This is a genomic window from Streptomyces sp. NPDC006487, assembly GCF_042870555.1.
GTDB lineage: Bacteria > Actinomycetota > Actinomycetes > Streptomycetales > Streptomycetaceae > Streptomyces.
Window position 1 is genome coordinate 158,971 of sequence record NZ_JBIAHN010000008.1, and the last position, 21,100, is coordinate 180,070.

Annotated in this window: 21 protein-coding genes and 1 tRNA gene; 10 read left to right on the top strand and 12 right to left on the bottom strand. The window is 72.5% G+C overall.

Annotation, left to right across the window (positions count from 1 at the left end):
- Positions 1–120 precede the first annotated feature (120 nt).
- A complete protein-coding gene (locus ACFYM0_RS15740; RefSeq protein ID WP_388501310.1) occupies positions 121–705 on the top strand; it encodes an Lrp/AsnC family transcriptional regulator in 585 nt (194 codons plus the stop codon).
- Between the two features lie 84 nt (positions 706–789).
- Here ACFYM0_RS15740 and ACFYM0_RS15745 read toward each other — a convergent pair whose 3' ends face one another.
- A complete protein-coding gene (locus ACFYM0_RS15745) occupies positions 790–1,377 on the bottom strand; it encodes a TetR/AcrR family transcriptional regulator (RefSeq protein ID WP_388501312.1) in 588 nt (195 codons plus the stop codon).
- Complete coding sequence (locus tag ACFYM0_RS15750; RefSeq protein WP_388501314.1) at positions 1,374–2,930, bottom strand: 3-hydroxyacyl-CoA dehydrogenase; 1,557 nt, start codon at positions 2,928–2,930, stop codon at positions 1,374–1,376. Before ACFYM0_RS15750 ends, ACFYM0_RS15745 begins: the two co-directional genes overlap by 4 nt.
- Positions 2,931–3,087: 157 nt before the next feature.
- Here ACFYM0_RS15750 and paaN point away from each other — a divergent pair, with 157 nt between their 5' ends.
- Positions 3,088–4,770: a phenylacetic acid degradation protein PaaN gene (gene paaN / locus ACFYM0_RS15755; RefSeq protein WP_388501317.1), complete on the top strand. Its 1,683-nt coding sequence runs from the start codon at positions 3,088–3,090 to the stop codon at positions 4,768–4,770.
- Here the strand turns inward: paaN and ACFYM0_RS15760 are convergent.
- From ACFYM0_RS15760 to ACFYM0_RS15770, 3 genes are all read right to left on the bottom strand, one after another.
- A complete protein-coding gene (locus ACFYM0_RS15760) occupies positions 4,767–5,531 on the bottom strand; it encodes a TrmH family RNA methyltransferase (RefSeq protein WP_388501319.1) in 765 nt (254 codons plus the stop codon). The genes paaN and ACFYM0_RS15760 overlap by 4 nt on opposite strands.
- A gap of 192 nt (positions 5,532–5,723) precedes the next feature.
- Positions 5,724–6,914: an HTTM domain-containing protein gene (locus ACFYM0_RS15765; RefSeq protein ID WP_388501321.1), complete on the bottom strand. Its 1,191-nt coding sequence runs from the start codon at positions 6,912–6,914 to the stop codon at positions 5,724–5,726.
- Complete coding sequence (locus tag ACFYM0_RS15770; protein WP_388501324.1) at positions 6,899–7,597, bottom strand: DUF5819 family protein; 699 nt, start codon at positions 7,595–7,597, stop codon at positions 6,899–6,901. Before ACFYM0_RS15770 ends, ACFYM0_RS15765 begins: the two co-directional genes overlap by 16 nt.
- Before the next feature lie 145 nt (positions 7,598–7,742).
- Between ACFYM0_RS15770 and paaA the strand changes: the two genes are divergently transcribed.
- From paaA to ACFYM0_RS15800, 6 genes are all read left to right on the top strand, one after another.
- Positions 7,743–8,792 (top strand): 1,2-phenylacetyl-CoA epoxidase subunit PaaA, encoded by a 1,050-nt coding sequence (paaA, locus tag ACFYM0_RS15775; protein WP_388501327.1) that lies wholly within the window; start codon positions 7,743–7,745, stop codon positions 8,790–8,792.
- The gene (gene paaB, locus ACFYM0_RS15780) at positions 8,789–9,073 is read left to right on the top strand and encodes a 1,2-phenylacetyl-CoA epoxidase subunit PaaB (RefSeq protein WP_243331024.1); all 285 of its coding nucleotides are present in this window, start codon (positions 8,789–8,791) and stop codon (positions 9,071–9,073) included. The genes paaA and paaB overlap by 4 nt, the downstream gene beginning before the upstream one ends.
- Entirely contained in the window at positions 9,070–9,816 is a 747-nt protein-coding gene (paaC, locus tag ACFYM0_RS15785; RefSeq protein ID WP_388501330.1) for a 1,2-phenylacetyl-CoA epoxidase subunit PaaC, read from the top strand. The genes paaB and paaC overlap by 4 nt, the downstream gene beginning before the upstream one ends.
- The gene (gene paaD / locus ACFYM0_RS15790; RefSeq protein ID WP_388501733.1) at positions 9,813–10,331 is read left to right on the top strand and encodes a 1,2-phenylacetyl-CoA epoxidase subunit PaaD; all 519 of its coding nucleotides are present in this window, start codon (positions 9,813–9,815) and stop codon (positions 10,329–10,331) included. The genes paaC and paaD overlap by 4 nt, the downstream gene beginning before the upstream one ends.
- Positions 10,332–11,522, top strand: coding sequence for a 2Fe-2S iron-sulfur cluster-binding protein (locus ACFYM0_RS15795; protein WP_388501333.1), 1,191 nt, complete (start codon positions 10,332–10,334; stop codon positions 11,520–11,522).
- A gap of 169 nt (positions 11,523–11,691) precedes the next feature.
- Positions 11,692–12,834, top strand: a complete 1,143-nt coding sequence (locus ACFYM0_RS15800; RefSeq protein ID WP_388501335.1) for an acyl-CoA dehydrogenase family protein — start codon at positions 11,692–11,694, stop codon at positions 12,832–12,834.
- Positions 12,835–12,871: 37 nt separating this feature from the next.
- Here ACFYM0_RS15800 and ACFYM0_RS15805 read toward each other — a convergent pair whose 3' ends face one another.
- The 7 genes from ACFYM0_RS15805 to ACFYM0_RS15835 all read right to left on the bottom strand — a co-directional run bounded on the left by ACFYM0_RS15805 (position 12,872) and on the right by ACFYM0_RS15835 (position 19,373).
- Positions 12,872–13,216, bottom strand: a complete 345-nt coding sequence (locus ACFYM0_RS15805) for a rhodanese-like domain-containing protein (protein WP_250738739.1) — start codon at positions 13,214–13,216, stop codon at positions 12,872–12,874.
- Between the two features lie 92 nt (positions 13,217–13,308).
- A complete protein-coding gene (locus ACFYM0_RS15810; RefSeq protein WP_388501339.1) occupies positions 13,309–14,154 on the bottom strand; it encodes a J domain-containing protein in 846 nt (281 codons plus the stop codon).
- Positions 14,155–14,256: 102 nt separating this feature from the next.
- The gene (locus ACFYM0_RS15815) at positions 14,257–15,705 is read right to left on the bottom strand and encodes a DUF2252 domain-containing protein (protein ID WP_388501341.1); all 1,449 of its coding nucleotides are present in this window, start codon (positions 15,703–15,705) and stop codon (positions 14,257–14,259) included.
- Between the two features lie 44 nt (positions 15,706–15,749).
- On the bottom strand, positions 15,750–16,397 hold the full coding sequence (locus ACFYM0_RS15820) for a response regulator (protein ID WP_388501736.1): 648 nt from the start codon (positions 16,395–16,397) through the stop codon (positions 15,750–15,752).
- A gap of 20 nt (positions 16,398–16,417) precedes the next feature.
- Positions 16,418–18,127 (bottom strand): sensor histidine kinase, encoded by a 1,710-nt coding sequence (locus tag ACFYM0_RS15825; protein ID WP_388501343.1) that lies wholly within the window; start codon positions 18,125–18,127, stop codon positions 16,418–16,420.
- Between the two features lie 333 nt (positions 18,128–18,460).
- Complete coding sequence (locus tag ACFYM0_RS15830) at positions 18,461–18,928, bottom strand: MerR family transcriptional regulator (RefSeq protein ID WP_388501346.1); 468 nt, start codon at positions 18,926–18,928, stop codon at positions 18,461–18,463.
- Positions 18,929–19,290: 362 nt separating this feature from the next.
- Positions 19,291–19,373: transfer RNA gene (locus tag ACFYM0_RS15835), tRNA-Leu, on the bottom strand.
- A 292-nt stretch (positions 19,374–19,665) separates the two neighbouring features.
- Between ACFYM0_RS15835 and ACFYM0_RS15840 the strand changes: the two genes are divergently transcribed.
- Positions 19,666–20,529, top strand: a complete 864-nt coding sequence (locus ACFYM0_RS15840) for an FhaA domain-containing protein (protein WP_388501349.1) — start codon at positions 19,666–19,668, stop codon at positions 20,527–20,529.
- 10 nt (positions 20,530–20,539) lie between these two features.
- On the top strand, positions 20,540–21,043 hold the full coding sequence (locus ACFYM0_RS15845) for an FHA domain-containing protein (RefSeq protein ID WP_243331039.1): 504 nt from the start codon (positions 20,540–20,542) through the stop codon (positions 21,041–21,043).
- Positions 21,044–21,100: the final 57 nt, after the last annotated feature.

Sequence of the window (21,100 nt, forward strand, 5' to 3'; positions counted from 1 at the left end):
CACCTACCGATTGTTCGGTTGCCCGGGCAATTTGGCTACAGGCGGCGCCAGGCTGTGGACAAAGTGGCGTCGACGCCCTGGTATGGGTGCAGGACGTCCAGGAGAGGCAGGCATCGGGCGATGACGGATGAACAAATGGCCGGAGCCGGTTCCGGAGCGGGTTCCGGAGCGGGGGGCGCACTCGGGGGCGCGCCCGTACCGCCGGTATCCCCCGGGCCGACGGCACCGCCCCGCCCGCTGGACCCGATCGACCGGTCGATCGTGCGGCTGCTCCAGGCGGACGGCCGCGCCTCGATACGCTCCGTCGCCGAGCAGGTCCACGTGTCCCGGGCCAATGCCTACGCCCGGATCAACCGGCTCATCGACGACGGGGTGATCCGGGGTTTCACTGCCCGCGTCAACCACGAACGGGCAGGTCAGGGCGCCTCCGCCTATATCACCCTGAAGATCGTCCAGAACTCCTGGCGCACGGTCCGCGAACAGCTCCGCGAGCTCCCCGGCGCCGCCCACATCGCCCTGGTCAGCGGCGATTTCGACGTCCTGCTCCTGGTCCACACCCCGGACAACCGCACCCTGCGCGAGCTGGTTCTGACCCGCCTCCAGTCCATCCCGGAGGTCCTCTCCACGCGCACCCTGCTGGTCTTCGAGGAAACGGATCTGCTGGCCCGCGACCAGAGCGCCGGCCCCACGATCACCGAGGAATGAAGTCCGCCGCCGGGGGGACCTCCAGCCCTTCCGGCAGGGTCCCTGCTCCTCGCGCATGACAACCGGAGGCCCCGGGCCGAGGGGTCAGCGGGCCGTGCGCAGGCCGTCCAGGGCCATGCTGACCACGGCGTCCGCGAGCTGGTCGGGGGTGGTGCCCGGGTGCGGGCGGTACCACTCGACCAGGGAGTTGACCATGCCGAAGAGCAGCCGGGTGGCGAGCCGGATGTCCACGTCGGCGCGCAGATCACCCTCGGCGGCGGCGGCCTTCAGCAGCTCCGCGACCTGGTGGTCGAACTCGCGGCGGCGCTCCAGGGCCCAGCGCTCGGTGCGGGTGTTTCCCCGGACCCGCAGCAGCAGGGTCACGTAGGGGAGCTCCGCGACGAGGACCTCGACCGTGCGGCGCGTGACGTACTCGACGCGCTCGACCGCGCGCCCCCGTATCGCCCCCGGCTCCGCCAGGACCGTGAAGAGCTCGTCCAGGGCCCGGCTGACGGCGCGCTGGAGCAGCTCCTCCTTGCCGGCGACGTGGTGGTAGATCGAGGACTTCGAGATGCCGGCGGCCTTGGAGAGGTGTTCCATCGAGGTGCCGTCGTAGCCGCGTTCGTTGAAGACCTGGACGGCGACGGACAGGAGCGTCTCCGGCGTGTACGTGTCCCGCTTGGCCGTGGTCATGCCGTGTCCCCCGCCTCGTCGTCGGCGCCCGCCTCGTCGTCGGCGCCCTCTTCGTCCTCGGGCCCGGCCGCGTAGCCCAGCTTGTACAGCGCCAGCGAGGGCGCGTAGCGGCCGCCGGGGCAGCGCTCGTCGAGGTGGTGCAGCAGGTCGTACGCCCAGTCGCGGCCGAGCCGGTCGTGCCACTCGGCGGGGCCCGCCGGGTAGTTGACCCCGAGCCGCATCGCCGTGTCGATGTCCTCGGCGCCCGCCACCCCGCGCGCGACGGCGTCGGCGGTGAGGTCGATCAGCATCGCGACGGTCCGGGCGACGATCATGCCCGGGACGTCGCCGATCACGGAGACCTTCTTGCCGAGCTTCTGGAACAGCCCGACGGCCTCGGCGAGCGTCCGCTCGCTGGTGTCCTCGCTGACGGAGAGCGCGATCCGGGTGGCACCTCGGTAGTCGAAGGCGAGGTCGAAGTAGACGACGTCGGCGAACTCGATCGCCGTCTTGCCGTCGGCGAGCACGAGCTGCCCCTCGCCGGGGAGCTGGATGTACGGGCCCCCGTGCTCGACGGCCGTGACCGCGATCCCGGCCTCCTCCAGGAGGTCGAGGAGGCCCGCCGCCGGTCCCAGGTCACCGACGACGGTCACCCCGGCGGGCGCGTCCTCGGGGCCGGCGGTGTGCGGGGCCGGGGCCTTCGCGTCCGGGCCGTAGGGGTACCAGCCGTGGCCGGACTTGCGGCCGAGGCGGCCCGACTGGACCAGCCGGCGCTGCGCGAGGGAAGGGGTGAACTTGGGGCTGCGGAAGAAGGACTCCCACACCGAGCGGGTGACGGCCTCGTTGACGTCCTGGCCGATCAGGTCGGTCAGCGCGAAGGGGCCCATCTTGAACCCGCCGCTCTCGCGGAGCACGGCGTCGATGGTCGCCGGGTCGGCGCCCTGCTCCTCGTACACCGCGAAGGCCTCGGCGTAGAAGGGCCGGGCGATCCGGTTGACGATGAAGCCCGGGGTGTCGGCACAGCGCACCGGCGTCTTCCCCCAGCCCAGGACGGAGGCGTACGCGCGGTCCGCGGCGGCGGGGTCCGTCGCGAACCCGGAGACCACCTCGACCAGCGGGAGCAGCGGGGCCGGGTTGAAGAAGTGCAGGCCCAGGAAGCGGCCCGGGTGCGCGAGTCCGGCGGCGAGCTCGGTGACCGAGAGGGAGGAGGTGTTCGTGGCCAGCAGGGCCTCCGGTGAAACCACCTCTTCGAGCGCCGCGAACAGGGCCCGCTTGACGGAGGCGTCCTCGACGACCGCCTCCACCACGAGGGCGGCTCCGGCCAGCTCCGCGAGCCCGGCCGCCGATGCGATCCGGCCGATCGCGTGCTCGGCCTCGGCACGGTCCAGCCGGCCCTTGGCGGCCATCCGTTCGACACGGTCCTGGACGAAGCCGACCGCGTCGGCGGCGAGCGTGGCGTTGATGTCGTAGATCAGCACGGGGTGACCTGCGAGAAGGGCGACTTGGGCGATGCCCTGCCCCATGGTGCCGGCGCCGACGACCGCCACTGTGCGGGACCGCTCGATTGCTGTCATGCCCAGATCCTCCCGCACCGACTTCTCCACAGGCCTGCCGGGCCCTCTTGTCCCGACCGATCGTTCGGTTACTCTAACTCCAGTCTGCTCTTGTTCATCCCTTCTTGCCTGCCCCGATCGCCTGATCCCGCCCGGCTCAAAGAGGAGTTGGTCCCTGATGGCCGCCGAGCTCACCGTCCCCCAGCTGTCCGCCAAGCACCGGCCCACCCTGGACCAGGCGCTGGCCACGATCCGCAGCCGCGCCTACTGGTCCCCGCACCCCGAGCACCCCAAGGCGTACGGGGAGACCGCGCCGGCCGACGGCCTCGCCGCCTTCGAGGCGCTGCGCGGCACCCGGCTCGACCTCGGACAGCCCGGCACCGACGGCTGGACGGGCGCGGAGACCTCGCCCTACGGCGTGGAGCTCGGCGTCGAGTACCCCCACGTGGACCCGGAGGTGCTGCTGCCCGCGATGCGGGCCGGCATGGGCGCCTGGCGCGATGCCGGACCCGAGGCGCGCGCCCTGGTCTGTATCGAGATCCTGGCCCGGATCTCGGCGCGGACGCACGAGTTCGCGCACGCGGTCATGCACACCAGCGGCCAGGCCTTCATGATGGCGTTCCAGGCGGGCGGCCCGCACGCACAGGACCGCGGCCTGGAGGCCATCGCCTACGCCTACGAGGAGCAGACCCGCGTCCCCGGTCAGGCCGACTGGTCGAAGCCGCAGGGCAAGAAGGACCCGCTGGAGCTCGGCAAGACCTTCACGGCCGTGCCGCGCGGCATCTCCCTGATGATCGGCTGCAACACCTTCCCCACCTGGAACGGGTACCCGGGCATCTTCGCCTCCCTGGCCACGGGCAACCCGGTGCTGGTCAAGCCGCACCCGCGCGCCGTGCTCCCGCTGGCGCTGACCGTCCAGGTGGCCCGCGAGGTCCTGGCCGACGCCGGCTTCGACCCGAACCTGGTCGCGCTGGCCGTGGAGCGTCCGGGCGAGGGCATCGCCAAGGAGCTCGCCGTCCGCCCCGAGATCAAGGTCATCGACTACACCGGGTCGACCGAGTTCGGCGACTGGCTGGAGACCAACGCCCGCCAGGCGCAGGTCTACACGGAGAAGGCCGGCGTCAACACCGTCGTCCTGGACTCCACCGACAACTACAAGGGCATGCTCTCCAACCTGGCCTTCTCCCTCTCCCTCTACAGCGGCCAGATGTGCACCACCCCGCAGAACCTGCTGATCCCGCGCGACGGCATCGAGACCGACGCCGGGCACAAGTCCTACGACGAGGTCGTCTCCGACCTCGCGGGCGCGGTCGGGGGCCTGCTCGGCGACGACGCGCGCGCCAACGCCCTGCTCGGCGCGCTGGTCAACCCGGACGTGAAGGCCCGCCTGGAGGCCGCGGCCGGGCTCGGCGAGGTCGCGCTGGCCTCGCGCGAGGTCACGAACCCGGAGTTCCCGGACGCCGTGGTGCGCACGCCGGTGATGGTGAAGCTGGACTCGGCCAAGCCGGACGACTCCGCCCCCTACCTCTCGGAGTGCTTCGGCCCGGTCTCCTTCGCGGTGGCGGTCGACTCCACGGCCGACGCCCTCGAGCTCCTGCGGCGCACCGTCCGCGAGAAGGGCGCCATGACGGTCGGGGCGTACACCACGTCCGCGGACACCGAGCGGGCCATCGAGGAGGTCTGCCTGGAGGAGTCGGCGCAGCTCTCGCTGAACCTGACGGGCGGGGTCTATGTGAACCAGACCGCGGCCTTCTCCGACTTCCACGGCTCCGGCGGCAACCCGGCGGCGAACGCCGCGCTGTGCGACGGGGCGTTCGTGTCGAACCGCTTCCGCGTGGTGGAGGTCCGCCGCCAGGGCTAGGCGTTCTCCCTGGGCCCGCCCCAGTGGAAGAGGGTCATGGCCACGCTGGTGGCCAGGTTGTAGCTCGAGACCTGCGGCCGCATCGGCAGGGACACCAGGTGATCGGCGCGGGCGCGCAGCTCGGGCGAGATGCCGTGGCGTTCGGAGCCGAAGGCGAGCAGGGCCTCGTCCGGGAGGGTGAGGGCGCGGATGTCCTCGCCCTCCGGGTCGAGGGCGTACAGCGGGCCGGGCGGCAGCGTGCCGAGCTCCACCCGGTCCACGGTCGTGGCGTAGTGCAGGCCCGCGCCGGCCCGGACCACGTTGGGGTGCCACGGGTCCAGATCCCCCCGGGTGAGCACCCCGGTGGCGCCGAAGCCGGCGGCGAGCCGGACGACGGCTCCGACGTTGCCCAGGTTGCGGGGGTTGTCGAGCACCACGATCGGGGCCGTCCTGGGCCGTGCGTCGAGCCGGGCCCGTCCCTCGGCCCGGCCGGGCCGGACCGCGAGGGCCGCCACCCCGGTGGGGTGCACCCGCGCCAGCAGCCCCTTGAGCGGAGCCCGCCGCACCAGCCGGACCACGTCCGCCTCCACGTCCTCGGCCAGCTCGTGCGCGAGGCCCCGTACGGCTTCCGGTTCGTCGGCGACGGCGATGCGCACGTCCGCCCCGAAGCGCAGGGCGTGCTTCAGCGCGTGGAACCCGTCGAGCAGAACCAGATCCTCCCGCCCGACAGCCTCCCGCCACTGCCGTTCGGTCTCGTCGGCGCTCCCGTGCTGCTCACTCATACCGCCGACCCTAAGGCCCCCACCCCAACGACCCCTCGGGCCCATCCCGCCCAGCCGGCATGTTCCGCCCCACGAGCCCCACCTCGCCCCGCGGGCCAAACCCAGCCCCGCAGGCGTTCGAGGACCGGGTCCGGGCAGAGCCCGGGGAACGGAGGAAGGGCGGGTAGGGGACAAGCCCCGCAGGGCCGGCCCTCAGCGCGGAACCGAGCTGGGGAGCGCGGGCTCGGGGTCCGCGTACGGCTCCGGCCCCGGCTCCGGCTCCCGGTCCGGAACGGTCCCCCGCGCAGCGACCCTCGCGCCGACCCAGACCAAGAACCCGGTCGGCAGAAACACCGCGTCAGCGGCGATCATCGCCAACGAGAAGAACGGCAGTCCCAGCAGCACCGCGATCCCCGCGTGCTCCAGCATCATCAACGCCAGCAGCACGTTCTTGATCCGCCGGTTGAACAGGGTGAACGGGAAGGCCACCTGGACCGCGACCGTCCCGTAGGACAGCAGCATGACCAGCGTGCCGCTGCTCGCGAGGAAGGCCGAGACCCCGGGCCACGGGGTGAAGTAGTCCAGGTTCAGCGGGTAGTACAGCGCCGTGCCGTCCTGCCACCGCGAGCCCTGGATCTTGTACCAGCCGGCCGTCGCGTAGATCAGGCAGACCTCCACCATGATCACCAGCATCCCGGCGTTGTGTAGCAGGTTCGCCAAGACGTCGAGGACGGCCCGCCCCTCCCCCTCAGGCTCGTAGCGGTCGACCATCCACCACAGCGCGGCGAGCACCCACAGGGCCGCGAAGATCACCAGCCAGCCGGTGCCGAACCCCCCGGTCACGGCCCCGTACGCGCACACCGCGCCGAGCACGCCCCACAGCACCGGCCCCGCCCGCCCCGCCGACACCGCGCCCAGGCGCCGGGCGCGGCGGGCGTCCAGCGACCAGACCTGCGCGCAACGGGTCAGGACGAGGTAGATCGCCATCAGGTGGATGACGTTGTCCCCGCCGTCGCCCATGAAGACGCTGCGGTTCTGCAGCGACAGCACGCCGACCATGAACACCACGGAGGTCGCCCGGGTGCGCCAGCCCAGCATCAGCAGGGCGGCCGCCAGCACGGCCACGGCGTAGACGATCTCGAACCAGAGCGCCGAGTCCGACCACATCAGCACCGTGAAGGCGCGGTTCGTGTCGATCAGCCGTTGCGCCAGCTCCCAGCTCCACGGCCCGTCGGGCCCGTACAGCTCGTGGCGGTGCGGGAACTCGCGCAGCAGGAAGAACAGCCAGGTGCCCGCGAAGCCGATGCGGACCACGGCGCTCTGGTACGGGCCCAGCGCCTGCCCGCTGACCCGGGCGAGCGCCCGGCCGGCCGAGGCCCTGAGCCTCCTCAGACCGTCCACCACGGCAGCTCCCGGTAGTAGGTCTGGGTGTCGGCCTTCTCGTCCGACCACTTGGGTGCGGAGACTTCCGTCGTCGCCCCGCGCAGCTGGATCCGTACGATCCGGCCCTCCGCCAAGTGCCCGCCCTTGCCCACGGACGTATCGGCCGGCGTGCGCGGGTCCAGCCGGTCCAGGGCGATCCGGCGCAGGTACTCCTCGGAGAGTGCGCCGCGCTCGCCGGTGGACTTGTTGTCATCGTCGTGGGAGGTGGTGAAGAAGTCCCAGGCCCGGCGGAGCTCGTTCTGCTCGGTGTGGCTCGGCAGCAGGCTGTGGCGGATGGCCGCGCCGTCCTCGGCGGACAGCCCGCGCCAGTTGCCCGTCACCAGTGTGCCGTCGTCCGTCCGCACTTCCGCGCGCACCTCCACGGCGATGTTCTGCTGGAGCGGGTTGGGGGCGAAGAGCTTCCAGTTCTGTTCGAACTCGGGGTAGATCCACCAGTCGATCACCCGTGCGTGCTGCTTGCTGACCGTGTTGGACGGGGCCACGTGCAGGAAGACGAGGGTCAGGTGCCAGCAGGCGGCCACCGCCACCGCGCCGAGCGCGAGGGCCGTGACGACCCGGTACGGCTTGGACAGGCCGGCGATTCCGGGCGCCCTGGACGGGGGTGGAGCCGCTCCTTCGAGGGGCTCGCGCTCGTTCGAATCCATCCCGCCCCGATCATCCGGTGCCCACAGGGTTGACCACAGAGGTTGACACCCTACGGGCCCTCGTCCCACCATTGAAGAGCATGAACCGAACGATCGGTCGGTCGGTCGGGACGAGGCGGGAAAAGACCTCTGACAGGGGGCCGTGATGGTGGCAGTGACCCCGGCAGCGACATCGGGGACGGAGGGGCGGGACGCGGGGCAGGGCGCGGGGATCGGCGTGACCGCCGACCTCGGCGCGCAGCTCGCGGCTGCCTTCGACGCGGCCGTGGCGGCCGACGAGCGGGTGGAACCGCGCGACTGGATGCCCGACGAATACCGCGCCTCACTGGTCCGCCAGATGGCCCAGCACGCCCACTCCGAGATCATCGGCATGCAGCCCGAGGCGAACTGGATCACCCGCGCGCCCTCCCTGCGCCGCAAGGCGATCCTGATGGCGAAGGTCCAGGACGAGGCCGGCCACGGCCTGTACCTGTACAGCGCCGCCGAGACCCTGGGCACCAGCCGCGACGAGCTCCTCGACAAGCTCCACGCCGGGAAGCAGAAGTACTCCTCGATCTTCAACTACCCCACGCTGACCTGGGCCGACGTCGGCGCGATCGGCTGGCTCGTGGACGGCGCGGCGATCACCAACCAGGTCCCGATCTGCCGCTGCTCCTACGGGCCGTACGCCCGGGCCATGGTCCGGATCTGCAAGGAGGAGTCCTTCCACCAGCGCCAGGGGTACGAGCTGCTCCTCGCCCTCTCCCGGGGCACCAAGGCCCAGCACGCGATGGCGCAGGACGCCGTCGACCGCTGGTGGTGGCCCTCGCTGATGATGTTCGGCCCGCCGGACGCGGAGTCGGGGCACTCTGCGCAGTCGATGGCCTGGCGGATCAAGCGCCACACCAATGACGATCTGCGCCAGCGCTTCGTGGACATCGCCGTGCCGCAGGCCGAGTCGCTGGGGCTGACCCTGCCCGACCCGGACCTGAAGTGGAACGAGGAGCGCGGGCACCACGACTTCGGAGCCATCGACTGGGCGGAGTTCTGGGAGGTCCTCAAGGGCAACGGCCCGTGCAACGAAGAGCGGATCGGACAGCGCCGCGCGGCGCACGAGGAAGGCGCCTGGGTGCGCGACGCGGCCGCGGCGTACGCGGAGAAGCAGGCGGCGGCCACGGCCGCCGCGGCGGCAATCGGAAGCGAGGCTCGGGTATGACGCAGAACTGGCCCCTGTGGGAGGTGTTCGTCCGCTCGCGGCGCGGCCTCTCGCACACGCACGCGGGCAGCCTGCACGCCCCCGACGCGGAGATGGCCCTGCGCAACGCCCGCGATCTCTACACCCGGCGGGGCGAGGGCATCTCCATCTGGGTGGTGCCCTCCACGGAGATCACCGCCTCCTCCCCGGACGAGCGGGACCCGTTCTTCGCCCCGTCCGCCGACAAGCCCTACCGGCACCCCACCTTCTACGAGATCCCCGAGGGGGTGCAGCACCTGTGACGAGCACCGAGACGAGCACCGCATCGGGGACGGCCGCCGTGGCGGCGGCCCTGGCCCTCGGCGACGACGCGCTGATCCTTTCGCACCGCCTCGCCGAATGGGCGGGCCACGCGCCCGTCCTGGAGGAGGAGGTCGCCCTCGCCAACATCGCCCTCGACCTGCTCGGCCAGGCCCGCGTCCTGCTGTCGACGGCCGGCGACGAGGACGAGCTGGCCTACCTCCGCGAGGAGCGGTCCTTCCGCAACCTCCAGCTGGTCGAGCAGCCGAACGGCGACTTCGCCCACACCATCGCGCGCCAGCTCTACTTCTCGTTCTACCAGCACGAGCTCTACGGGGAACTCGCCCTCGGCGAGGGCCCGTTCGCACCGCTCGCGGCCAAGGCGGTCAAGGAGACCGCCTACCACCGCGACCACGCCGAGCAGTGGACCCTGCGGCTCGGCGACGGCACCGACGAGAGCCGGCGCCGGATGCGGGCCGGTCTGGACGGGCTGTGGAAGTACACCGGGGAGATGTTCCGGCCGGTGGACGGGCTCGAAGAGATCGACTGGGCCGCCCTGGAAGGCCGTTGGCTGGCCGCGCTGGGCGGCGTACTGGAGCGGGCCGGACTGGAACTGCCCCAGGGGCCGCGGCACGGCGCCTGGGCCGCGGGAGCGGGCCGGCAGGGACTGCACACCGAGTCGTTCGGCCGCCTGCTGGCCGAGATGCAGCACCTGCACCGCAGCCACCCTGGGGCATCGTGGTGACCGGTACCGGTGCCGGTACGGGCACCGACAGGACCCGGCTGGAGGTGGAGCTGGCCGCGCTGGCCGGCTCCGTCCCCGACCCCGAACTGCCGGTGCTCACCCTCGCCGAGCTCGGCGTGATGCGCGGGGTGCGGATGCACGAGGACGGCCACGTGGAGGTCACCCTGACCCCCACCTACACCGGCTGCCCTGCCATCGACGCCATGTCCGCCGACATCGAGCGGGTCCTGACCGACCACGGCATACCGGAGGTCCGGGTGCGGACCGTGCTGGCCCCCGCCTGGTCCACCGACGACATCAGCGCCGAAGGCCGCCGCAAACTGGCCGAGTTCGGCATCGCCCCGCCGCGGCCGCACGCCGCCGGCGGACCGGTTCCGCTCACCCTGTCCGTCCGCTGCCCGAACTGCGGATCGACCGACACCGAGCTGCTCAGCCGGTTCTCCTCCACCGCATGCAAGGCGCTGCGCCGCTGCACCGCCTGCCGTGAACCGTTCGACCACTTCAAGGAGCTGTAGATGGCCGTGTCACCGCCGTCGCCCACGCCGGTGGCGCCTGCAGGCCCGGCGGCCGCCGCGTCGGCGCGCCCCGCGCGCCACGGCGCCTTCCACACCTTGACGGTGACGGCGGTCGACCGGCTCACCGAGGACTCCGTGGCCCTGACCCTGGCCGTCCCGCCGGAGCTGCGCGCCGAGTACCGGCACGCCCCCGGTCAGCACCTCACCCTGCGCCGCGGCGGTTCCGGTGCGGCGGCCGGCACGTCCGGCACGTCCGGCACGTCGGAGGTAAGGCGTACCTACTCGATCTGCTCCCCCGCCCCGGCCTCGGACGGGCCCGGCCCCGCCGCGTTGCGGGTCGGGGTGCGCCTGGTGGAGGGCGGGGAGTTCTCCTCCTTCGCCCACAAGGAGATCGCCGCCGGGGACGTCCTGGACGTGATGGTCCCGGCCGGCCGGTTCGTCCTGGACCCCGCGGCGGCTCCGGCCGCCGCGCACTACGCCGCGATCGTCGGCGGCAGCGGCATCACCCCGGTGCTGTCGATCGCCGCCACCCTCCTCGCCGCCCGCCCCGACGCCCGGTTCTGCCTGGTGCGCAGCGACCGCAGCGCGGCCTCGACGATGTTCCTGGAGGAGGTCGCCGACCTCAAGGACCGCTATCCCGACCGGTTCCAGCTCGTCACCGTGCTGTCCCGGGAGGAGCAGGAGGCCGGGCTGCCCTCGGGCCGGCTCGGCGAGGAGCGGCTGACCGAACTGCTCCCCGCGCTGCTGCCGGTCACGGAGGTGACGGGCTGGTTCCTGTGCGGACCGTACGGTCTGGTGACGGGAGCGGAGAAGGCGCTGAGCGCGCTCGGCGTGCTCCGCACCCGGGTCCACGAAGAGGTCTTCCACGTCGAGGACACCACCCCGCCCGCGCGCCCCGCTTCGGCCGAGACCACGCACGGCCGGGTCACCGCGCGGCTCGACGGCCGCTCGGGCACCTGGCCGGTGCGCGACGGCGAATCCCTGCTCGACGCGGTGCTCCGGGCCCGCGCGGACGCCCCGTACGCCTGCAAGGGCGGGGTGTGCGGCACCTGCCGGGCCTTCGTCGTCTCGGGCGAGGTGCGGATGGACCGGAACTTCGCGCTGGAGGAGCAGGAGACGGAGGCCGGGTTCGTGCTGGCCTGCCAGTCACACCCGGTGTCGGAGGACGTGGAGATCGACTTCGACCGCTGAGGAGGGTGACGGCGCGGCCCTGGCCGTCACCCCGACCGTCCTCTCCCGTCCCGCTGCCGTCCCGCTGCCGCCCCCCTGTCAAATCTCCAGGCTGTGCTTTTTTAGAAACGTGTTCTATCTTGACGCACCGTCAGGCAGAGCACGATTCGGGTACGCGGGAGGACAGGCAGTGGACTTCACCTTCACCGAGGAGCAGCAGGCCGCCGTCGAGGCGGCCAAGGCCGTGTTCGCGGACGTGGCCCCCGACGGCGTGCCCAGCCCGGCACTCACGCCGAGGGCGGTGGCCGAGGAGTTCGACCGCGAGCTGTGGGCCAAGCTCGCCGACTCCGACCTGCTGAGCCTGGTCCTCACCGAGGAGCACGGCGGCTCCGGACTCGACGCCATCGCCCTGTGCCTGGTCCTGCGCGAGGCCGCGAAGGTTCTGGCCCGGGTGCCGCTGCTGGAGCACTGCGCCACCGCCATGACCGTCCAGGCCCACGGCAGCCCCGAGCTGACCGGCGCCCTGCTGCCCGGCGCCGGGCAGGGCAGCGTCGTCCTCACCGTCGCCGCCCACGGCCGCAGCGGCCACGACCCGGCCGAACTGGCCGTCACCGCACGGCGGGACGGGGACACCTGGGTCCTGGAGGGGCTCCAGACGGCCGTCGCCTGGGCGCACAGCGCCGACTGGACCGCCGTACCGGCTCACACCGGGGAGGGTGAGGCGGTCCTCGCGTTCGTCCCCCGGGGCGCCGAGGGCCTGTCCCTCGCGGAGCAGTACTCCACCAGTGGGGAGCGGCTCGCCGAGCTCACCCTCGACGGCGTACGGGTCCCGGCCGCGCACCTCATCGAAGCGCCCGGCGTCTGGGACCACCTGCGCCAGCTCCTGGCCACCGGGACCTGCGCGCTCGCGCTCGGCCTCGGCGAGAACGTGCTCACCATGACCAGCCAGTACACGAGCAAGCGCGAGCAGTTCGGATTCCCGGTGGCCAGCTTCCAGGCCGTCGCCGTCCAGGCCGCCGACCGCTACATCGACCTGCGCGCCATGGAGGTCACCCTCTGGCAGGCCGCCTGGCGGCTCGACGCCTCCACGGGCGGAGCGGGCGGACCGCTGCCGAGCGCCGGTGACGTGGCCGTGGCCAAGATCTGGGCCTCGGAGGGCGTACGCCGCGTCGTGCAGACCGCACAGCACCTGCACGGCGGCTTCGGCGCCGACACCGACTACCCGCTGCACCGCTACCACGCCTGGGCCAAGCAGCTGGAGCTCCAGCTCGGCCCGGCCGCGGCCCACGAGGAGGCACTGGGCGACCTGCTGGCCGCCCACCCCCTCGCCTAGGCCGTCCCTTTCGGATCTTGCCGGTCAGGCAGTCGTCTCAGACGACGAAGCCCGGGGTGCCCGCGTCGGTGACGACCGGGCGGCCCGCGGCCTCCCAGTCCTGCATGCCGCCGGCCACGTTCACGGCGTCGATGTCCTGGCCCCGCAGGTACTGGGCCACCTGGGCGGAGCGTCCGCCGACCCGGCACATCACGTAGACCGGGCGCTCGTCCTCGATCTTCTCGGTCAGCTCACCGATGCGCGCCACGAACTCGCTCATCGGGATGTGCAGCGCGCCCTCGGCATGGCCGGCCGCCCATTCGTCGTTCTCGCGAACGTCGAGGACAAAGGCTTCGGAGGGCAGTGCGGAGGCGGCCACCGAGGGAAGCGGTCCGGAGTTCATGTCTGTCGCCTTCTCTCGTCACGGATAGCTGAGCCAACCTATCCGACCCGGCCCGCCGACCCGTCCGGCCGCCGGCGCCGACCGCCCCGGGGTCACTCGGCGGCGAGCGCCGCCAGCTCCGCCTCACGCTTCTCGACGTCGCCGAGCAGCTGCTCGGCGATCTCCTCCAGCAGCCGGTCCGGGTCTTCCGGGGCCATCCGCAGCATCGACCCGATCGCACTCTCCTCGAGCTCCCGGGCCACCACCGACAGCAGCTCCTTGCGGCGCGAGAGCCACTCCAGGCGCTCGTACAGTTCCTCGCTCTCGCTCAGCCGCGGTTCGGCCGGCGCCGGGCCCGCCGCCCACTCCTGCGCCAGCTCGCGCAGCGCCTGCTCCTCGCCGCGTCCGTAGGCCGCGTTGACCCGCACGATGAACGCATCGCGCCGCTCGCGCTCGGCCTCGTCCTGAGCCAGGTCGGGATGCGCCTGGCGGACCAGCTCGCGGTAGAGGCGGCGCACCTCCTCCGAGGGGCGCACCCGCTCCGGCGGGCGCACCGCACGGTCGGTGAGCATGGCGGAGGCGTCGTCGGGCATCCCGTCGGAGTCCAGCCAGTCGTGGAACAGCTCGTCCACCCCCGGCATCGGCATCACCAGCAAGCGGGCTTCGCGCGCACGGCGCAGGTCCTCCGGGTCCCCGGTCCTCGCCGCCTTCGCCTCGGCGATCAGGGCGTCGAGCTCGTCGAGCCGCGAGTACATCGGCCCGAGCTTCTGGTGGTGGAGGCGGGAGAAGTTCTCGACCTCCACCCGGAAGGTCTCCACCGCGATCTCGAACTCGATCAGCGCCTGCTCGGCGGCCCGCACGGCGCGCTCCAGGCGCGCCTCGGGCCGCTCGTCGGCAGCGGGGCCGGGGCCTTCGCCGGAGCCGGGCTCGGACGCTTCGGGAACTGTCTGCTCGCTCACCCGGCCAGCCTAAGGCCCCGGGGCCCGGGTGTTTCACGTGAAACATCCACCGGTTTCACGTGAAACATCCCGGCTGCGGACCCGGCCCCGGGCCCCGGCCGCTCAGACCCCGGACTCCGATGCGATCCGCCCCGACCGCACCGCCGCCACCAGCACCGCGTGGTCGGCCTCGCTCCGGTCGGCGTAGGCCACGGCAAAGCCGGCGATCGCCTCGTCCAGTTCGTCGCTCTTGCCGCAGTACCCGGACAGCAGCCGCGGATCCGCGCTGTGCGCGTGTGCCCGCGCCAGCAGGGCTCCGGTCATCCGCCCGTAGTCGTCGAACTGCTCGGCGGCCAGCGCCGCCGGGTCCACGCTGCCCTTGCGGTTGCGGAACTGGCGGACCTGGAAGGGCCGTCCCTCCACCGTCGTCCAGCCCAGCAGGATGTCGGAGACCACCTGCATCCGCTTCTGCCCGGCCACCACCCGGCGGCCCTCGTGCTCCTCCGGCGGGGCGACGAAGCCGAGCCCGGGCAGGTGCGGCAGCAGCACGGAGGGCCGGGCCTCCTTCACCTGGAGGACCAGCGCCTCACCCCGGTGGTCGAGCAGCAGCACCACGTACGAGCGGGTGCCGACGCTGCCCGTGCCCACCACCCGGAAGGCCACGTCGTGGATCGCGTACCTGGCCAGCAGCGGCAGCCGGTCGCCCTGCAGGGTCTCCAGGTACGGGCCCAGCGCGGCGGCCACGGCCGCCGCCTCCCCGTCGCCGACCCGGCGCAGCACGGGCAGCGCGTCCACGAAGGCCCGGCCCCCGTCGGGCGTGGGCTCGGTGGACTTGGCGGCGAACCGGGCGGAGGTGTTGTTGCGGGCCTTCTCCGAGACCCGTTCCAGGGTGCCCAGCAGGTCACGGGCGTCGGTGTGCGAGACCAGTTCCTCGTCCGCGATGGCGTTCCACGCGTCGAGGGCCGGCAGTTTGGCCAGCAGCCGCATGGTGCGCCGGTAGGCACCCACCGCGTCGTGCGCCGCCGCCCGGCAGGTGGCCTCGTCCGCACCGGCCACCCGGCCCGCCAGGACCAGCGAGGTCGCCAGCCGCTTGAGGTCCCACTCCCACGGGCCGAAGACCGTCTCGTCGAAGTCGTTGAGGTCGATGACCAGCCGGCCGCGCGCGTCTCCGTACAGACCAAAGTTGGCCGCGTGGGCGTCCCCGCAGATCTGTGCGCCGATCCCGGTCACGGGACCGCCGGAGAGGTCGTGGGCCATCAGCCCGGCCGCCCCGCGCAGGAAGGCGAAGGGGTTGGCGGCCATCCGGCCGACCCGTATCGGCGTGAGCTCGGCGACCCGTCCGACGTTGGACTCCTCCACCGCCCGCACCGCGTCCGGCCGGTCGGCCGGGGCCTCGAACCGTGCGTGCGCCTCCCGGGGCACCCGCGTCCGCAGCGCCTTGCCCGCCTCCCGGGGAGAGCCGGTGGGCGACCCCGCCGACGAACCCGAGCGTCGCGGAGCGAACCCCTCGACCACCGGGATCCGTACCTTCGACTCCGGTCCCACGCCCCGCTGCTGCGCTACCGCCGTCATGCGCCCTGCCCCCTGATCGCCATCGGATTTCGGCCCGACCGTACCTAGAGGCCGGCGTCCCTGGCCAGCAGGGCCGCCTGTACCCGGTTCTCGCATTCCAGTTTCGCCAGGATCCGGCTCACGTACGTCTTCACCGTGGCCTCGCTCATGTGCAGGCGCCGCCCCGCGTCAGCGTTCGACAGCCCCTCCCCCAGCAGTGCCAGTACCCCGCGCTCGCGCTCACTCAGTTCGGCCACCCGGCGGCGCGCTTCCGCGTCGCGGCCGGACGTCCGGCCGGTCGCGATCTGGTCCACCACGTGCCGGGTCGCCGCCGGGGACAGGTACGCGTCCCCCGACGCGGCCGCCCGTACGGCGCCGATGAGTTCGCCGGGCGCCGAGTCCTTCAGCAGGAACCCGGCGCCACCGCCGCTCAGCGCCCGCAGCACGTTCTCCTTCTCCCCGAAGGTGGTCAGGATCAGCGCCCGCACCTCGGGCGCCGCCCGCCCGATCTCGGCCAGCGCCGTCAGCCCGTCCATCACCGGCATCTGGATGTCCAGCAGCACCACGTCCGGACCGTGCGCCCGGGCCAGTTCCACCGCCTCCCGGCCGTTCGCCGCCTCGGCGACGACCTCGATGTCCGCCGCCGAGGTCAGGATCATCCTGACCCCGGCCCGGATCAGCGGTTCGTCGTCAGCGATCACCACGCGGATCACCTTGGCTGTCACCCGTGCTCCTACTGCTTGGCCTGGTACGCCTGCTTCTCGACGAGCTTGCCGTCCTTGAAGCAGAACCGGAAAACGCTGTCGCTGCCCAGCTCGCTGCCGTCCTCCGCGAGCAGGACCAGACAGGTGGCACCCTGCGGACGCGGAGGCCCCTTCCGGTCGAGCCCCTCGGTCAGGATGCTGTCCCCGCTGGGCAGCCGCGACCGTACCGTGCTCTCCGGCTCGCCCACCTGGATGCCGTCGTAGTCGTCCTGGCCGATCGTCGCGTCGCTCACCGAGCCGACGAGCAGCGCCACCGCGGCCCCGATCACGATCAGCAGCACCACGAGCGCCGCGACCGCGATCCCGCAGCCCATCGCAACTCCCCCGGACCGGCTGCTCCCGTTGAGCAGCTTCCGGTCGATCACGGCCCAGTCCACCGGCTCCGGGGCGCCGCTCCCCAACCGGGTCGGCAGCTGCTGCCCGAAGTCGTCCGCGACCCCGCCCGCGCCGGTCTCCTCGGCCCCGGCGAACGCGGCCCCGGCCGGTTCGGTCCCGTACGGAAGCACCCCGGCCACCCGGAACCCGCCGCCCTCCGCGACCCCCGCGTAGACCATGCCGCCGACCAGCCGGGCCCGTTCGCGCAGCCCGGTCAGTCCCTGGCCACCGGACACCACCTCACCGGCGCCCGGGCCGGTGGCCGGGCCGTTGGCGATCTCCACCACCAAGGAGTCGTCCTCGTACCGCAGTTCCACCGTGATGGGGGCGCCCGGCGCATGCTTGTAGGCGTTGGTCAGCGCCTCCTGCGCGATCCGGTACGCCGCGTGGTCGCAGGCCGCGACCAGCGGCCTGGGCTGCCCCGCGGTGGTGAGCCGTACGTCCGTCCCCGCGCTCCGCGCCGACTCCACGATCCCGGCGATGCCCGCCACCCCGCGTGCGGCGGGCTGCGCCTCCTCGACCGGCAGCGGCGCCTCCACCCCGTCCCGCAGGATGCCGACGACCTCGCGCAGTTCGTGCATGGCGGCGACCGAGGCCTGGCGCAGGACGCCCACCGCCTCGCGCTGCCGGTCGGTCAGGACCGGATCGACCTCCAGCGCACCGGTGTGCACCGAGATCAGCGCGAGCTGGTGGCCGAGGCTGTCGTGCATGTCCTGGGCGATGCGCTGGCGTTCGCGCAGCCGGGCCTGGCCCGCGACCATCGCCCGCTCGCGCAGCAGTTGGGCGTTGCGCTCCTGGAGGGCGCGCAGCAGCGTATTGCGCTGGGACCAGTAGCGGCTGGCCAGACCGGGCATGACCACCATGGCCAGGAACATCAGCGTGCCGAAGACGACGATCAGCACCGGCCGCCCCTGGGACCAGTCCTTGACCAGGGAGAGGCCGATCGCCGCGGCGAAAGCCGCGGTGAAGGCGCCGAGCGCCCGCCCGACGCCGACGATCCGCCGTCCCGCCGACCAGCCGAGCGGGATCGCCACGAGGAAGGCCCCGGGCAGGTAGGCGCCCACGGCCGAGCCGGCCACCAGCGTGAACACCGGAAGCCGCCGACGCAGCAGGGTCAGCACCACCACGGAGACGGCACTGGCCACCATCCGGGCCCCGGAGCCCTTGTCGAGCTCCTCGACTCCCAGCCCGAGCAGCGCCAGCACCCCGGCCAGCGCGAGATCCCCCGCCAGCATCCGCCGGGTCCAGGGCTCGGGCCCCTTCACCCAGTCCCATCCCGCACGCACCCTCGCCGTCACATCCACCCGGCCGACCCTAGACACCACCCCGCCACCGGGCTGCCCTCTTTAGTCGCGCCCCCCTCAACGAAAGTCTCCCGGCGCAGCGTGTGCGGCGGTCATCGCCCGGCCTCGACGACGGGGTCGGCGTCAGCGGCCTCGGCGGCATCCCCGCCGCCCCCTCGGCGCAGGAACCGTACGCTCCCCGGCCGCCGGCAGCAGCGCGGCGACCGCGCTGCGGAAGATCAGTACCAGCAGGACGAGCGGTGAATCCCCTAAGGCGGCAAACAATTTTCTCTCCCTGGCCGGTATCGCTCTCGCCCAGGCTTTCCCCATTGTTTCGACCCGCACCATTTCGGCTCAGAAATTTCCCGGATTCGGTCGTGATCCCGAATTCACCATTCGGATCCGGATCGCCGTTTTCCACCTCTTCCGGCGCATCCCCGGCCGGCACGCCCCCCGGCCGTGAAGGTCCGTGGGCGGCGCGCGCTCCAGGTCCGGGCGGCGCGTTCGGCACCCGTCCAGTCGTCCTCCGGGCCCGGCTCGGCCACGGCACGGCTCGCGGCGGACTGGGCGTCGCCGAGCCGTGCCGTGGACCGTGCGGCGGGGAGAGTCGACCTCGCCGAGCACCTCGCGGACGGCCGCGATCGACAGGCCGCCGACCTCCGGCATCGCCCGGATCAGCCGGAGCCGGTGCGCGTGCGACGCGGAGTCGCTCACCTGGTTCGGGCTCGTCCGCTCGCCGGACGGCAACAGCCCTTCACGGGTGTAGTACTTGACGGTCGCCACCGAAACTCCGGTGCTCCGCGCCAGCTCTCCGATACGCATTGCGTCGGAGTACTGCGCCCCCCTCCGCGCTTACCCCCTGCCACAACCCGGCCGGAGTCCGCCGCCCCGTGAATTGCCCGGCTTTTATCGGTCCGGAATGCGCACCCGCCGAGAGGAGAGTCCGGCCCCCCATTCCCACGACCTGCGGCCGCACCGCGCACCCGCACCGCCCGCCGCCCGCCGCCCGCCGGCGACCGACGACCGGGCACCGGCCACCGGCCACCGGCCACCGGCCACCGGCCACCGGCCACCCGAGACCCTCGTCACGCCCTGCCGTACCCCCGCACCCCCGGCCCGCGCCCCCGGACACAACGAAAGAGCCCCCGCTCCGGATCTCTCCGGAGCGGGGGCTCTCTCAACTGTGCGCGAGGGGGGATTTGAACCCCCACGTCCCGAAGGACACTGGCACCTGAAGCCAGCGCGTCTGCCGTTCCGCCACTCGCGCAAGTGGCTACCAGCGGTTCTTCCCTTGCGGGCCGTTCCCCTGGCGACATCGGAACATTAGCACGTCGGATGGGGTGGATTCACATCGCTTTTCGTGCTCTCCCGGCTCCCGCCGACGACCGCCCCTCCCGCACTCGGCCGCCGGTGCGGGACACTGTCCTCGGGGCGCCCCTACGATCGCTTGTGAGGACCAACACTCCTGCGCACGTGACCGATGGGGAACCACCCGAATCCGCCATGCGTGGATACGATCAGTAAGCAGTACAGGGCGACAACGACGGAGGAGGTGCCCCATGGGAGTCCTGAAGCGGTTCGAGCAGCGACTCGAAGGTCTGGTGAACGGCACCTTCGCCAAGGTGTTCAAGTCCGAGGTCCAGCCGGTGGAGATCGCGGGCGCCCTCCAGCGCGAGTGCGACAACAACGCCACCATCTGGAACCGCGAGCGGACCGTCGTCCCCAACGACTTCATCGTGGAGCTGAGCACGGGCGACTACGAGCGTCTGAGCCCCTACTCGGGCCAGCTCGGCGACGAGCTCGCGGGCCTCGTCCGCGACTACGCCAAGCAGCAGCGCTACAGCTTCATGGGCCCCATCAAGGTCCAGCTGGAGAAGGCCGACGACCTGGACACCGGGCTCTACCGGGTCCGCAGCCGCACGCTCGCCTCCAGCACCTCCCAGTCCCCCGGCCAGCAGGGTCCGGGCCAGGGGCAGGGCCACCAGGCTCCCCCGGCCCAGCCCGGAGGCTACGGATACCCTCCGACCTCCGCGCCGCCCATGCCCGCCGGACCGCCCCCGGGCGGTCCCGGTGCGCGGCGGCAGGGTCCCGGCGCACACGGAGGACCGGGCGGACCGGCTCCCGTAGCCACCGGTGGCGCCGTCCGGCGCCACTGGATCGAGATCAACGGCACCCGCCACCAGATCTCGCGCCCTACGCTCGTACTCGGCCGAAGCACCGAAGCCGACGTGCGGATCGACGACCCCGGCGTATCGCGCCGGCACTGTGAGATCCGGACCGGAACGCCCTCGACGATCCAGGATCTCGGGTCCACCAACGGCATCGTGGTGGACGGGCAGCACACCACCCGCGCTACGCTCCGCGACGGTTCGAGGATCGTCGTGGGTTCCACCACCATCATTTACCGGCAAGCCGAAGGGTGAAGCGGGGGCAATGTCAGAGCTGACCCTGACGGTCATGCGGTTGGGTTTCCTGGCCGTTCTGTGGCTGTTCGTCATCGTGGCCGTCCAGGTCATCCGCAGCGATCTCTTCGGTACGAGAGTCACGCAGCGCGGTTCCCGACGCGGCGGGGGCGCTTCCGGCGCCCCGACGCAGCAGGGCCGCCAGCCGGCGGCCCCACCGCAGCAGCGCCAGCGCCGCGGTGCGCCGACCAAACTCGTCGTCTCCGAGGGCACCCTCACGGGCACCACGGTGGCCCTCGCAGGCCAGACGATCACCTTGGGCCGCGCCCACGACTCCACGATCGTGCTGGACGACGACTACGCCTCCAGCAGGCATGCCAGGATCTATCCCGACCGTGACGGCCAGTGGATCGTCGAGGATCTCGGGTCCACCAACGGCACGTATCTCGACCGGACCCGGCTGACCACCCCGACGCCCATTCCGCCGGGCGCCCCGATCCGCATCGGCAAGACCGTCATCGAGCTGCGGAAGTAGTACGAGAATGAGCGAGCGGAGCGAGCGAGCCGCAGCGGTCCGTCCCACCGGGGACAC